Origin of the sequence: Enterobacter sp. ZOR0014 (genome assembly GCF_000798855.1) — a bacterium.
Lineage (GTDB): Bacteria > Pseudomonadota > Gammaproteobacteria > Enterobacterales > Enterobacteriaceae > Enterobacter > Enterobacter kobei.
The window spans coordinates 1-12,643 of the sequence record NZ_JTLF01000020.1 but is presented as its reverse complement, the minus strand read 5'-3'; the positions used below and the strand labels follow the sequence as shown (position 1 = coordinate 12,643).

Sequence of the window (12,643 nt, the reverse complement as noted above, 5' to 3'; positions counted from 1 at the left end):
ACAACGCGCATAAATATTCTATAAAAAATTAAACCAGCCTGTGTAATGTGTATTTTTTCTGCAAATTAAGACTTTGTGGTGACCTGAGAAATAAAAATAAGCCACGCGGGTGAGATATTTAAAATGTTTCAGCGGACATACTCTTCACCGTAACGACGCGTTAACAAAAAACGAGTCGTTTAACACGAAATACGAACAGGGTGTTTTCAGGTAGCCGGGTCCAGGGTGACAACATGAAAAACACATCGTTATTTTTGATGTTTACATTACTGGGTGTGCCTGGATTTGTAACCGCGGCTAATACTGATTTGGCGAATGCTGAATATAATTTTGCGGTTAATGAATTAAGTCGTTCATCATTAAATCAGGCAGCCATTATTGGTCAACAGGGCGTATTTAATGACGCTCAGATTCGCCAGGAAGGGTCGAAACTCTTGTCAGTCGTTTCCCAGGATGGTGCAGGCAACAGAGCGAGAGTTGATCAATCAGGGACTTACAATATTGCCTGGATCGATCAGAGCGGTAACGGGAACGATGCAGGTATTACGCAAGATGGATATGGTAATAGTGCAAAAATTATCCAGAAAGGGTCGGGTAATAGAGCAAATATTACGCAGTACGGTACGCAGAAAACCGCAGTTGTAGTGCAGAAACAGTCGCAGATGGCAATTCGCGTTATTCAACGCTAGTTATTTCGCGACGACTTTAATCAATCCGATGGGGGTTTACCATGAAATTTATCAAAGTGGCAGCACTTGCAGCAATCGTAGTTTCTGGTAGTGCTATGGCTGGTATGATTAATCAGGGCGGATGGGGTCATGGACATGGTCATGGCGGATACGGTGGCCCAAATTCAACCCTGAATATTTACCAGAATGGTGGCGGTAACTCCGCGCTGGCCCTGCAGACTGATGCCAGAAATTCAGTTCTGAATATTAGCCAGACCGGTGGCGGTAACGGCGCTGACGTTGGCCAGGGGTCTGACGACAGTAGCATTAACCTGACCCAGAACGGATTTGGCAACAGTGCGACACTTGATCAGTGGAACAGTAAAGATTCCGTGATGAATGTCAGCCAGTACGGTGGCCTTAACGGCGCACTGGTAGACCAGACGGCGTCTAACTCCACCGTCAACGTTACCCAGATTGGCTTTGGTAACCACGCGACAGCTCATCAGTACTGATACTGACATCTGTGCTACAAAAAACAGGGCTGATGCCCTGTTTTTTTTCGGGAGTTAATTATGAATACCTTAATTCTCCTCGCCGCGCTGTCGAGCCAGATAACCTTTCAAACCTCACAGCAGGGCAATATGACCACCATTATTCCGCAGGTCACGTTGACGGAATCGTGTGATTGTCAGGTCCAGATTGTTTCTTTGCGCGAAGGGCAGAGTGGACAAAGTTCATCCCGCCAGCAAAACACACTTTTTATCCCCGCTAATCAGGCGATTGATTTAATGCGCTTGAGTTTAAATATCTCTGCGGGAGACACGGTAACGATCGTGGTAACCGTCACTGATGGAAAAGCACTTCATTTATCACAACAGTGGTCGCCTGGAGGGCGCGCGCTCTAATCATTCATAATATCAATATGTTGCGAAGGTGGCGGGTCTGTGCCGTTGAGCTATGCTGTTATCAGGAACTGTGTCGTAATGTTCCGTAACGTGACACTTCGTTAACATAATGAAGCGCGTTTGCCCCTCATGGACGATTTTCATTGAGGAGTACCTATCGTGACCCACAATTTTGCACATCTTATTTCAGGTTTGGGCCTGCTCGTTTCTGCCTTTATCGTTCCTGCGCATTCGGCCACTTTTGCGGAAGGGGGCGTCATTCACTTTCGCGGTGCAATCGTTGCTGACCCGTGTGAAGTTACGCAGCAACATCGGCAGCTGGCGGTATCGTGCCCGGATAAAAACCATATGCAAACCCGTATGGTCAGTTACGACGATGCGCTGAACGGCATGACGACACCTTCCAGCCTGGCGACAGTGGATATGAAATACCTTAATCCTGAAAAAACGCTCGCAGTGGTTCAGATCCAGTACCGCTAATTCGTGTTTTACCGCCGATCGTTTTTCTCAATAACCCCTCTGCGATACACTTAAGAAAAAGGCGGGTAGCAGAGGGCTTTTATGAAACCGCAAATTGAAGTGATTCATGGCGATATTACGAGCCAGCATGTCGATGTCATCGTCAATGCGGCCAATCCTTCCCTGATGGGGGGAGGCGGGGTTGACGGTGCTATTCACCGCGCTGCCGGACCGCAGCTGCTGGAAGCCTGTAAAATCGTGCGTCAGCAACAGGGCGAATGCCCGCCGGGCCATGCGGTGATTACGCTTGCGGGCAACCTTCCGGCCAAAGCGGTGATTCACGCCGTTGGCCCAGTATGGCAGGGCGGCGACCACCATGAAGCGAGTCTGCTGGAAGAGGCATACCGAAACTGTCTACGGCTTGCCGCCGACAACGGCTACAAAACGATGGCGTTTCCGGCAATTAGTACCGGCGTGTATGGTTATCCCAAGGCGGCAGCGGCGACCATCGCGGTAGAAACCGTTTACCGCTACCTGTCGCTGAAACCGCTGCCAGAGAAGGTGACCTTTGTCTGTTTTGATGAAGACACCCTGCATCTGTATCAGCGGTTGTTGGCGCAGCGCAGACAAGCGCTGGAGAGTTGAAACAAACGTGGCGCACCGTCCGTGCGCCACGCTGCTCAGGCAGTTTTCGTCTGGGGTTTGCCTGAAAACAGGAAACGCAGGAGAGGGATCCGCAGATGGATCTCGTAGAGCACGATCGCCACGCCCACCACAAACACCAGTCCGGTAAAGAAGCCCAGCGTGTTAGAGGCGATATGCGGCGTGATGTAAGCCCCGAAGAACAGCGTCAACGGGTGATGCACCAGATAGATAAACAGTGAAGCATTGACGAAGTAGGTCACGCGGCTGGACTTAAAGTTCAGCAAGCGGTGGCCGAGTGCGAACACCACATTCACCATCCACAAGCCCAGCAGCATAGTGATCACGCTTTCCGTTTCATACATCCAGGCGTCGCCGCTACCGTAGCGCTGGTTCAGCAGATAGGCCGCAAACGCGAAGGCGGCACCCACTGCGCACCACGGTGACGGTGTGGTAAACAAGGCTTTAAGCTTCGGATAAATAAACGCCAGTGCGCCAATTAAAAAGAACGGAATGTAGAACAGCGACTGCATCACCACAAAATTAAACAACCCGTCGCTCAGTATCGGTGGGTAGACGATAAACAGAGTGCGTCTCACGGCGGCATAAGCAACGCCAAGCAGCAAAAAGAGCACCGACAGTTTGCCCAGCGTGACGTTGGCGAAGAAGGCGTCAGCGGTCGTGCTTAAATGACGGCGCAGACGGCTAAAGATCACCAGGCTGACCGTGGTCAGTACCACCAGTACCAGCAGGAACCAGAGGTGAGACACCAGTTCCCAGACCAGCGTATTGTACTTTTCATACAGCGTAAGATTCGGCCAGTTCTCTGCTTTGCCTTTAACATACTGCAGCATAATGAACTGCGGCAGCGTCAGCAGCGGGATGGCGGTCAACATAGGAATACCCACGCGCTCTACGCGGACTTTCCACCAGCGCTTCAGCGGATAGCGTAAAAAAAGCATGTAGGAGAAATAGCCTGAAATGACAAAAAACACCTGCATACGGAAGGCGTGAATAAAGTCATTAAACAGCGTGAGCCACCAGGAGGGCATCTGGCTATTAACATGCCACGTGTGGCTGGAGTAAATCAGTGAAATGTGAAAGGGGATCCCCAATAGCATCAGCCATGCCCGGATCGAGTCGAGGAAATATTCACGTTCTGTTGGTGATGTGCTCATATAACTTTGTGCATTCTCAGACTTTTCGTCTTATCCCTAAGACTCATAATGGTTACATTCGACGCCAACCCTACACCAAGACCGACACACTGTCTCCAGGATAAGCACGCAAAGTGAATCGCGGGTTCTTTCATTTGCTTAATCCATGAGCCAGTAGCTGAACAAAGCAGTGATTATGTTGTCGGATTGCCTGAGTTTCCATTAAAATGGATCGGATCGATATAAGCACACAAAGGGGGAAGTGCTTACTTATTATGAAACATAAACCACAGATGATGAAAATGCGTTGGGTGGGTGCTGCAGTCGTGTTATCACTGTATACCTCATCGGCACTGGCCTTTAACATCGACGATGTCGCAAAACAGGCAAAATCGATGGCAGGCAAGAGCTACGAAGCGCCGAAAAGTAACTTGCCCTCCGTTTTCCGCGACATGAAGTATGCGGACTATCAGCAGATCCAGTTCAATCACGATAAAGCGTACTGGAACAACATTAAAACCCCGTTCAAGCTTGAATTTTATCATCAGGGTATGTACTTCGACACGCCTGTTGCCATCAATGAAGTGACGGCGACCGCGGTACGTAAGATCAAGTACAGCCCGGATTACTTCAATTTTGGCAATGTGCAACACGACAAAGATACGGTGAAAGACCTGGGCTTCGCAGGCTTCAAGGTGCTTTACCCGATTAACAGCAAAGATAAAAACGACGAAATCGTCAGCATGCTTGGCGCCAGCTACTTCCGCGTGATTGGCGCGGGGCAGGTGTACGGGCTTTCTGCGCGTGGTCTGGCCATTGATACCGCGCTGCCATCAGGGGAAGAGTTTCCGCGTTTCCGCGAGTTCTGGATTGAACGTCCAAAACCAACGGACAAACGTCTGACTATTTATGCGCTGCTGGACTCTCCGCGCGCAACCGGTGCCTATCGCTTTGTGATTATGCCGGGTCGTGACACGGTCGTTGACGTGCAGTCTAAAGTCTATCTGCGTGACAAAGTGGGCAAACTGGGCGTTGCGCCGCTTACCAGTATGTTCCTGTTTGGGCCAAACCAGCCGTCGCCGGCAACCAACTTCCGCCCGGAACTGCATGACTCCAATGGTCTGTCTATTCATGCCGGTAACGGTGAGTGGATCTGGCGTCCGCTGAATAATCCGAAACATCTGGCAGTAAGCAGCTTTGCGATGGAAAACCCGCAGGGCTTTGGCCTGCTGCAGCGTGGCCGTCAGTTCTCTCGCTTCGAAGATTTGGACGATCGTTATGACCTGCGTCCAAGCGCTTGGGTTACGCCGAAAGGCGACTGGGGTAAAGGCAAGGTAGAGCTGGTTGAAATTCCAACCAACGACGAAACCAACGATAACATCGTCGCTTACTGGACGCCGGATCAACTGCCGGAAGCCGGCAAAGAGATGAACTTCAAGTACACCATTACCTTCAGCCGCGACGAAGATAAGCTGCATGCGCCGGATAACGCGTATGTGATGCAGACTCGCCGCTCAACGGGTGATGTGAAGCAGTCTAACCTTATCCGTCAGCCTGACGGTACCGTGGCGTTTGTCGTGGACTTCACAGGCCAGGATATGAAGAAACTGTCTCCGGATACGGCGGTGTCGGCTCAGGCCAGCATTGGTGATAACGGTGAAATCGTTGAAAACACGGTGCGTTACAATCCGGTAACCAAAGGCTGGCGTCTGACCCTGCGCGTGAAAGTGAAAGATCCGAAACAGACCACTGAAATGCGTGCTGCGCTGGTCAGTGACGATCAGCCGCTGAGTGAAACCTGGAGCTATCAGCTACCTGCCAATGAATAATACATCTGAATATATTGATGCCATGCCACTGACGGATATCGAAAAAGCGGCGCTGCCTAAGAGCGACATCCGCGCGGTTCACACCGCGCTGGATGGTGAACATCGTCAGTTTTCCCGTGATGATGATACGCCGCTGGGGTCAGTAAAAGCGCGTCTGGAGCAGGCATGGCCAGACTCGCTGGCAGAAGGGCAGTTGATTAAAGACGACGAAGGACGCGATCAGCTTCAGGCGATGCCGAAGGCGACGCGTTCCTCTATGTTCCCCGATCCATGGCGCACCAACCCGGTTGGCCGCTTCTGGGATCGCCTGCGAGGGCGTGATGTGACGCCGCGCTATCTGTCACGCCTGACTAAAGAAGAGCAGGCCTCTGAGCAGAAATGGCGTACCGTGGGGACTATTCGCCGTTACATCCTGCTGCTTCTGACGCTGGCACAAACGGTTGTCGCGACCTGGTACATGAAAACCATTCTGCCTTACCAGGGCTGGGCGTTTATTAACCCAACGGACATGATGGGCCAGGATCTCTGGGTCTCCTTCATGCAGCTACTGCCTTATATCCTGCAAAGCGGCATCCTCCTGCTGTTTGCGGTTCTGTTCTGCTGGGTTTCGGCCGGTTTCTGGACCGCGCTAATGGGCTTCCTGCAATTGCTGATGGGGCGGGACAAATACAGCATTTCAGCGTCAACGGTCGGGGATGAACCCCTCAATCCTGAGCACCGTACCGCGCTGATCATGCCTATTTGTAACGAAGACGTTGACCGCGTATTTGCGGGCCTGCGTGCGACCTGGGAGTCCGTCAAGGCGACCGGCAACGCGGCGCATTTCGACGTCTATATTCTGAGCGACAGTTACAACCCGGATATCTGCGTTGCAGAACAAAAAGCGTGGATGGAGCTGATTGCAGAAGTACAGGGCGAAGGCCAGATCTTCTACCGTCGTCGTCGCCGTCGTGTGAAGCGTAAAAGCGGTAACATCGATGACTTCTGCCGTCGCTGGGGTAACCAGTACAGCTACATGGTGGTGCTGGATGCGGACTCCGTCATGAGCGGTGACTGCCTGAGCGGTCTGGTGCGTCTGATGGAAGCCAACCCGAACGCGGGGATCATTCAGTCTTCGCCAAAAGCGTCCGGTATGGACACGCTTTATGCGCGCTGCCAGCAGTTTGCCACCCGTGTTTACGGGCCGCTGTTTACTGCCGGTCTGCACTTCTGGCAGTTGGGTGAATCGCACTACTGGGGTCACAACGCCATTATTCGCGTGAAGCCGTTCATTGAACACTGTGCGCTGGCGCCGCTGCCAGGTGAGGGTTCGTTTGCCGGTTCTATTCTGTCGCATGACTTCGTGGAAGCTGCGCTGATGCGTCGTGCGGGCTGGGGCGTCTGGATTGCCTACGACCTCCCGGGATCGTACGAAGAGCTGCCGCCAAACCTGCTGGATGAGCTCAAGCGTGACCGCCGCTGGTGTCACGGCAACCTGATGAACTTCCGCCTGTTCCTTGTCAAAGGGATGCACCCGGTTCACCGCGCGGTGTTCCTGACGGGCGTGATGTCTTATCTCTCCGCACCGCTGTGGTTCATGTTCCTTGCGCTCTCTACTGCATTGCAGGTCGTCCATGCTTTGACGGAGCCGCAATACTTCCTGCAACCGCGCCAGCTGTTCCCGGTGTGGCCGCAGTGGCGTCCGGAGCTGGCAATTGCGCTGTTTGCTTCTACCATGGTGCTGCTGTTCCTGCCTAAGCTGCTCAGTATCATCCTGATCTGGTGCAAAGGTTCGAAAGAGTACGGCGGTTTCTTCCGCGTGACCCTTTCACTGCTGCTGGAAGTGCTGTTCTCTGTGCTGCTGGCACCGGTGCGTATGCTGTTCCACACCGTGTTTGTGGTCAGTGCGTTCCTGGGCTGGGAAGTGGTCTGGAACTCACCGCAGCGTGATGACGACTCCACGCCGTGGGGCGAAGCCTTCATGCGTCACGGTTCTCAGCTGCTGCTGGGGCTGGTGTGGGCGGCGGGCATGGCCTGGCTGGATCTGCGCTTCCTGTTCTGGCTGGCGCCGATTGTCTTCTCGCTGATCCTGTCGCCGTTCGTCTCTGTGATCTCCAGCCGTTCAACGGTGGGACTGCGGACTAAACGCTGGAAACTGTTCCTGATCCCGGAAGAGTACTCCCCGCCGAAGGTGCTGGTGGATACCGATACCTATCTGGAGCAGAACCGCAATCGCACGCTGGATGATGGCTTTATGCACGCCGTGTTTAACCCGTCATTTAACGCCCTGGCAACAGCCATGGCGACGGCGCGTCACCGTGCAAGTCATGTGCTGGAGATTGCCCGCGATCGTCACGTTGAGCAGGCGCTTAACGAGACGCCGGAAAAACTCAACCGCGACCGTCGTCTGGTGCTGCTGAGCGATCCGGTCACGATGGCAAGGCTTCACTATCGCGTATGGTCCGCTCCGGAAAAGTATTCTTCGTGGGTGAACTACTACAAAGACGTGAAGCTGAATCCGCTTGCACTGAAGGCGAAGTAAGTTGTTAACCAGGGCGGGTAAGCGTAGCGCCACCCGCCAGATAAAAATACCGGCTTAATCGCCGGTATTTTTTTAGAGGTAACTTATGAGAATAATCATTGTCGTCCTGATGGCATGCCTGCTTAGCGGCTGCGGCAGCATCATCAGCCGCACTATTCCAGGGCAGGGCCATGGGAATCAGTATTACCCGGGTGTGAAATGGGATGTCCGTGATTCCGCGTGGCGCTACCTGACCGTGCTCGATCTGCCGTTTTCGCTGATTTTCGACACGCTGTTGCTGCCCATCGATGCCAGCCACGGCCCGTACGAGTAGCGTAAATCAACGCTCGTCCCACTCATCGGCTGCGGTTTGACCTTCTTCCGTATCCAGCGGGGGTTCGAGCTGAAATTCGCCCTCATCCCACTCGTGCAGGGTGTTCTCTTCCAGCCACTCCTGCCGTAACTCGATTTCGTCATAATCACCATCAAAGACGGCCTGCGCGCCTTCACCGCTCAGGACCGGCAAACATTCCCCTTCTTCACCTTCATCAGCAAAGAATTCGGCCTGCCACATAATATCCCCATCCTGCAGAACGTATTTTTGGATATTAAGTTGTTGCACGTCAGCATCTTCTTCCTCAACACCGGGATTGTCGGCGAGGAACTCTTCGCGAGCGGCATCAATAGCTTCTTCCAGCGTGGCGTACATGGTCATTGGTGTCTCCCTGTTTTCCAGAAGGTTTCAGGGAAAGAATAGCTGAAGATCGGATTCTGCAAGTATGAATGCGAAAATAAGCCGTCAGGCTTTCGCCTTATTCTGTCGCGGGGCGTAACGCGCGGGATAAACTGAACCACGAATACATCGCGTTGAACAACACCACGCCCGCCGTCACGATAAAGACGGCGCGGAAACCAAAGCTGGCGGATATACCTGCACCGAGAAGCGGTCCGGTCACATTACCAATATCGCGAAATGACTGGTTATAGCTAAAAATACGCCCCGCAATCTGGTTCGTGGAGTTGTAAACCAGCAGGGTCTGCACGGCGGGCAGTAACGCCCCGTCGGCGGCGCCCAGTAAAAAGCGCAGAACCCCCAGTTGCCACGGAGAGTGCACCATCGACATGGGGACAAGCAGCAGGACGGAGAGCACCAGCGCGCAGATCAGAATTTTTTCCGGGCCCACCCGATCCCCCAGCTTGCCCAGCCTCGGGGCGCTAAGCAGCGCCGCCACGCCGGGCACGGAGGCAATGAGCCCGCTGATAAAGGCGATGTTACTGACATCACCCGCCAGGTCACGCACGTAGAGCGTCAGAATTGGCGCAATCGAGCCGGTAGCGACCTGAATAATCATTGTCGTGACGAACAGGCTCAGCACCAGTCTGGGATTCTTAAGCGAGGTCAGCACGTCTCTGGCATGGAGCATCTCTTTTTTGGCGACAGGCGTGAAGTTCTCACGGATACAGAGCAGAGTGACGATAAAGCACAGGAACAACACGCTGGCGGTGATGAAAAAGACCGGGCGCAGGCCGTAATTATCCGCCAGCAGTCCTCCGGCCAGTGGCCCCAGCAAGGCGCCACTTACGCCACCGGTGGAGAGCGTCCCAAGCGCCCAGCCGCTCTTATGGCGCGGAATTTGCGTGGCAATCAGGGCATTCGCATTGGGAATAAATCCGCCCAGTAAACCCAGCAATGCCCGCAATACCAGGAACTGCCAGACGTTTTGCGCGACCCCCATCAGCGCCATGATGATGGCCATCCCCAGCGCAGAACGTAACAGCATAATTTTTCGGCCCTTGCGATCGGCAAGTCCACCCCAGAAGGGTGAGGCAATCGCGGAGAAGAGAAACGTAATGCTGAAGACCAGTCCAGACCACATATTGAGCGCGCTGTGGCCCGTCACGCCCAGTTGTTCGACGTAGAGCGGCAGGAAAGGCATAACCAGGCTGAACGCCGCACCGGTAAGAAAACAGCCAAGCCACGCAACCGTGAGGTTACGTTTCCAGTTTATGGGGGCATCTGAGGGTGACATAACATTCCGCATAATGAGGTGCTGAGCACCTGAGGCATAAAGTAATAAGCCTGCTAATTATGCGCCTGGGTTATGATTGCCGCAATGCGGAAGCGCTTTTAAAGCTAAAACAGGAGGCGGCCCGAATGGGGCCGCATGAGGATCAATAGCGGGACGGTGTGCCCTGTGGTCGCGTTTTAAAGCGGCGATGCAGCCACATATACTGCTCTGGGGCCAGCATGATGCACTTCTCTACAACGCTGTTCATCCAGCGCGCGGTGGTTTCTGCATCGTCTAACGGCGGCGCGAGCTCCGGTTCGAGCATCATCAGCTCGTAGCCTGAGCCATCCGGCATACGGCGGGGAATAAAGGGGACGATGGCGGCTTTGGACATCCGTGCCAGCATCCAGGTGCCGGTGGTGGTGGCCGCCTCTTCAACGGCGAAGAACGGCACAAATACGCTCGACTGCGGGCCGTAGTCGTGGTCGGGAGCATACCAGACCACTTCACCGGATTTAAGGGCGCGGATCATGCCCTTCAGATCCTTACGGTCGATCATGCTTTTATTGGAGCGCATGCGGCCGTTGGTCTGAATGAGATCGATAACCGGGTTGTCGTTTGGACGATAAACACCGATGCCGGGCGCCTGCATGCCAAACATCCGCGCCCCGATCTCCAGCGTCAGAAAATGAACCCCGATCAGCAGAACGCCGGTCCGGTTAGCCTGAAGCGTATGCACGGGCTCCATGCCGGTTCCCGTCACTTTGCTCCAGCGCGCCATGCGCTTATCTGACCAGAACCACGCCATACCGGTTTCCATGAGCCCCATACCGACGGATTCGAAATTCTTCGTGACCATATCGCGGCGCTCTGCCTCGCTCATCTGCGGGAAGCACAGCTCAAGATTTCGGTACGCGATGCGCGCCCGACGCTTCATGAACGTTAGCGCGATTCGGCCTAACGATTTACCTAACCGGAAGATAACAGGGTAGGGAAGCTGTACCAGTAGCCATAAAAAGCCAATGCCAAGCCAGGTCATCCAATAGCGAGGGTGCAAAAGGGCGACGGTAAATTTGGGTAACTGGGTCATGTCTTTCCTGTGTTCAAACGTCCTGTTTCGCTATTGTCGCATTTTTTGAGACGTTGCCAAAATATCTGCCAACAAAACCTGTACGACGAGAGCAATTGTTAAACCTGATTAATCAGGGTGTGTGAAATGTAGCGTAAATTGTGTGGATGTAAATTGGTTTTGTTTGCTATATGATGCCGACCGATTTTTCATTCTCTCTAACGATTCCAGGACTGTACACCATGCCAGTGTTACACAACCGCGTGTCGAATGAGATGTTAAGAGCGCGTATGTTGGCTGAAACCGAACCGCGCACAACCATCTCTTTCTATAAATACTTCACGATCGACGATCCGCAGGCGACCCGCGATGCGCTTTATCAGGCTTTCACAGCCCTGAACGTTTTCGGGCGCGTCTACCTTGCCCGCGAAGGCATCAACGCGCAGATTAGCGTACCGGAAAGCAAAGTCAGCGCTTTCCGCGAGTGTCTTTATCGCTTCGACCCCGCTCTCGACGGCTTACGCCTGAACATTGCCCTGGACGATGACGGGAAATCCTTCTGGGTGCTGCGCATGAAGGTGCGTGAACGCATTGTGGCGGACGGTATTGACGATCCTGAATTTAACCCGGCGAACGTCGGTGAATATCTGAAGGCCGCGGAAGTGAATGCGATGCTGGACGATCCGGATGCCGTGTTCATTGATATGCGTAACCACTATGAATACGAAGTGGGGCATTTCGAGAACGCGATGGAAATCCCGGCCGATACCTTCCGCGAGCAACTGCCCAAGGCGGTTGAGATGATGCAGGAACATAAAGATAAAAAAATCGTTATGTACTGCACCGGCGGTATCCGCTGTGAGAAAGCCAGCGCGTGGATGAAGCACAACGGCTTTAATAAGGTCTGGCACATTGAAGGCGGCATTATCGAGTACGCCCGCCGCGCCCGCGAGCAGGGTTTACCGGTGCGTTTTATCGGGAAAAACTTTGTCTTTGACGAGCGTATGGGTGAGCGTATTTCGGAAGACGTTATTGCCCAGTGCCACCAGTGCGGTGCGCCGTGCGATACCCATACCAACTGTAAAAACGACGGTTGCCATCTGCTGTTCATCCAGTGCCCTGCCTGTGCCGAGAAGTTTAACGGCTGCTGCAGTGAACTGTGCAGTGAAGAGAGTATTCTGCCGGAAGAAGAGCAGCGTCGGCGTCGTGCGGGACGAGAAAACGGCAATAAGATTTTTAATAAATCACGCGGCCGTCTGAATACCAAACTGGGTATTCCCGACCCGGAATGATAATAACGCCCGGCAGGCGAGATCCTGCCGGGCGAATCTATTATGACTTCTGCTGCACACCTTCAACAGAAATAACCAGCTCAACATCCTGAGACGCCGGACCCAAATCC

13 protein-coding genes and 1 pseudogene are annotated in these 12,643 nt (G+C 53.5%); 9 read left to right on the top strand and 5 right to left on the bottom strand.

Going from position 1 to position 12,643, the window contains the following annotated elements; translation table 11 throughout:
* Positions 1-233 precede the first annotated feature (233 nt).
* From csgB to ymdB, 5 genes are all read left to right on the top strand, one after another.
* A complete protein-coding gene (gene csgB / locus L977_RS00670) occupies positions 234-689 on the top strand; it encodes a curli minor subunit CsgB (RefSeq protein ID WP_014883335.1) in 456 nt (151 codons plus the stop codon).
* A gap of 41 nt (positions 690-730) precedes the next feature.
* Positions 731-1,183: a curli major subunit CsgA gene (gene csgA / locus L977_RS00665; protein ID WP_014883336.1), complete on the top strand. Its 453-nt coding sequence runs from the start codon at positions 731-733 to the stop codon at positions 1,181-1,183.
* Between the two features lie 60 nt (positions 1,184-1,243).
* Positions 1,244-1,576: a curli assembly chaperone CsgC gene (csgC, locus tag L977_RS00660; RefSeq protein ID WP_023337081.1), complete on the top strand. Its 333-nt coding sequence runs from the start codon at positions 1,244-1,246 to the stop codon at positions 1,574-1,576.
* Between the two features lie 159 nt (positions 1,577-1,735).
* Positions 1,736-2,056 carry a hypothetical protein gene (locus tag L977_RS00655; RefSeq protein WP_047624299.1) on the top strand — a complete coding sequence of 107 codons (321 nt, stop codon included), beginning with the start codon at positions 1,736-1,738 and terminating at the stop codon, positions 2,054-2,056.
* Positions 2,057-2,137: 81 nt separating this feature from the next.
* Positions 2,138-2,680, top strand: a complete 543-nt coding sequence (ymdB, locus tag L977_RS00650; RefSeq protein ID WP_032637007.1) for an O-acetyl-ADP-ribose deacetylase — start codon at positions 2,138-2,140, stop codon at positions 2,678-2,680.
* 35 nt (positions 2,681-2,715) lie between these two features.
* Here ymdB and mdoC read toward each other — a convergent pair whose 3' ends face one another.
* Positions 2,716-3,855, bottom strand: a complete 1,140-nt coding sequence (gene mdoC / locus L977_RS00645; RefSeq protein ID WP_023337083.1) for a glucans biosynthesis protein MdoC — start codon at positions 3,853-3,855, stop codon at positions 2,716-2,718.
* A gap of 254 nt (positions 3,856-4,109) precedes the next feature.
* Here mdoC and mdoG point away from each other — a divergent pair, with 254 nt between their 5' ends.
* The 3 genes from mdoG (at position 4,110) to L977_RS00630 (ending at position 8,497) form a co-directional block, all read left to right on the top strand.
* The gene (gene mdoG / locus L977_RS00640; protein WP_032628846.1) at positions 4,110-5,663 is read left to right on the top strand and encodes a glucans biosynthesis protein MdoG; all 1,554 of its coding nucleotides are present in this window, start codon (positions 4,110-4,112) and stop codon (positions 5,661-5,663) included.
* Entirely contained in the window at positions 5,656-8,184 is a 2,529-nt protein-coding gene (mdoH, locus tag L977_RS00635) for a glucans biosynthesis glucosyltransferase MdoH (protein WP_023338244.1), read from the top strand. Before mdoG ends, mdoH begins: the two co-directional genes overlap by 8 nt.
* 85 nt (positions 8,185-8,269) lie before the next feature.
* Positions 8,270-8,497: a YceK/YidQ family lipoprotein gene (locus tag L977_RS00630; RefSeq protein ID WP_014883343.1), complete on the top strand. Its 228-nt coding sequence runs from the start codon at positions 8,270-8,272 to the stop codon at positions 8,495-8,497.
* Between the two features lie 6 nt (positions 8,498-8,503).
* Here the strand turns inward: L977_RS00630 and L977_RS00625 are convergent, their stop codons facing one another.
* The 3 genes from L977_RS00625 to L977_RS00615 all read right to left on the bottom strand — a co-directional run bounded on the left by L977_RS00625 (position 8,504) and on the right by L977_RS00615 (position 11,262).
* A complete protein-coding gene (locus L977_RS00625) occupies positions 8,504-8,878 on the bottom strand; it encodes a MysB family protein (protein ID WP_008500834.1) in 375 nt (124 codons plus the stop codon).
* Between the two features lie 97 nt (positions 8,879-8,975).
* Positions 8,976-10,193 carry a multidrug efflux MFS transporter MdtG gene (gene mdtG, locus L977_RS00620; protein ID WP_047624293.1) on the bottom strand — a complete coding sequence of 406 codons (1,218 nt, stop codon included), beginning with the start codon at positions 10,191-10,193 and terminating at the stop codon, positions 8,976-8,978.
* A gap of 142 nt (positions 10,194-10,335) precedes the next feature.
* Positions 10,336-11,262: a Kdo(2)-lipid IV(A) acyltransferase gene (locus L977_RS00615; RefSeq protein ID WP_047624292.1), complete on the bottom strand. Its 927-nt coding sequence runs from the start codon at positions 11,260-11,262 to the stop codon at positions 10,336-10,338.
* 221 nt (positions 11,263-11,483) lie between these two features.
* On the opposite strand from L977_RS00615, the gene trhO reads away from it, so the two are divergent.
* The gene (gene trhO, locus L977_RS00610; protein WP_014883346.1) at positions 11,484-12,533 is read left to right on the top strand and encodes an oxygen-dependent tRNA uridine(34) hydroxylase TrhO; all 1,050 of its coding nucleotides are present in this window, start codon (positions 11,484-11,486) and stop codon (positions 12,531-12,533) included.
* Positions 12,534-12,573: 40 nt separating this feature from the next.
* On the opposite strand, the pseudogene L977_RS25190 reads toward trhO, so the two are convergent.
* Positions 12,574-12,643 (bottom strand): annotated as a pseudogene (locus L977_RS25190) (YceI family protein); the annotation flags it as partial.

Excerpts from the sequence above, each read along its gene's own strand:
- csgA (WP_014883336.1), top strand. The coding sequence starts at position 731 with ATGAAATTTATCAAAGTGGCAGCACTTGCAGCAATCGTAGTTTCTGGT.
- trhO (WP_014883346.1), top strand. The coding sequence starts at position 11,484 with ATGCCAGTGTTACACAACCGCGTGTCGAATGAGATGTTAAGAGCGCGT.
- csgB (WP_014883335.1), top strand. The coding sequence starts at position 234 with ATGAAAAACACATCGTTATTTTTGATGTTTACATTACTGGGTGTGCCT.
- mdtG (WP_047624293.1), bottom strand. The coding sequence starts at position 10,193 with ATGTCACCCTCAGATGCCCCCATAAACTGGAAACGTAACCTCACGGTT.
- L977_RS00625 (WP_008500834.1), bottom strand. The coding sequence starts at position 8,878 with ATGACCATGTACGCCACGCTGGAAGAAGCTATTGATGCCGCTCGCGAA.
- mdoH (WP_023338244.1), top strand. The coding sequence starts at position 5,656 with ATGAATAATACATCTGAATATATTGATGCCATGCCACTGACGGATATC.
- L977_RS00630 (WP_014883343.1), top strand. The coding sequence starts at position 8,270 with ATGAGAATAATCATTGTCGTCCTGATGGCATGCCTGCTTAGCGGCTGC.
- mdoC (WP_023337083.1), bottom strand. The coding sequence starts at position 3,855 with ATGAGCACATCACCAACAGAACGTGAATATTTCCTCGACTCGATCCGG.
- csgC (WP_023337081.1), top strand. The coding sequence starts at position 1,244 with ATGAATACCTTAATTCTCCTCGCCGCGCTGTCGAGCCAGATAACCTTT.
- L977_RS00615 (WP_047624292.1), bottom strand. The coding sequence starts at position 11,262 with ATGACCCAGTTACCCAAATTTACCGTCGCCCTTTTGCACCCTCGCTAT.
- mdoG (WP_032628846.1), top strand. The coding sequence starts at position 4,110 with ATGAAACATAAACCACAGATGATGAAAATGCGTTGGGTGGGTGCTGCA.
- ymdB (WP_032637007.1), top strand. The coding sequence starts at position 2,138 with ATGAAACCGCAAATTGAAGTGATTCATGGCGATATTACGAGCCAGCAT.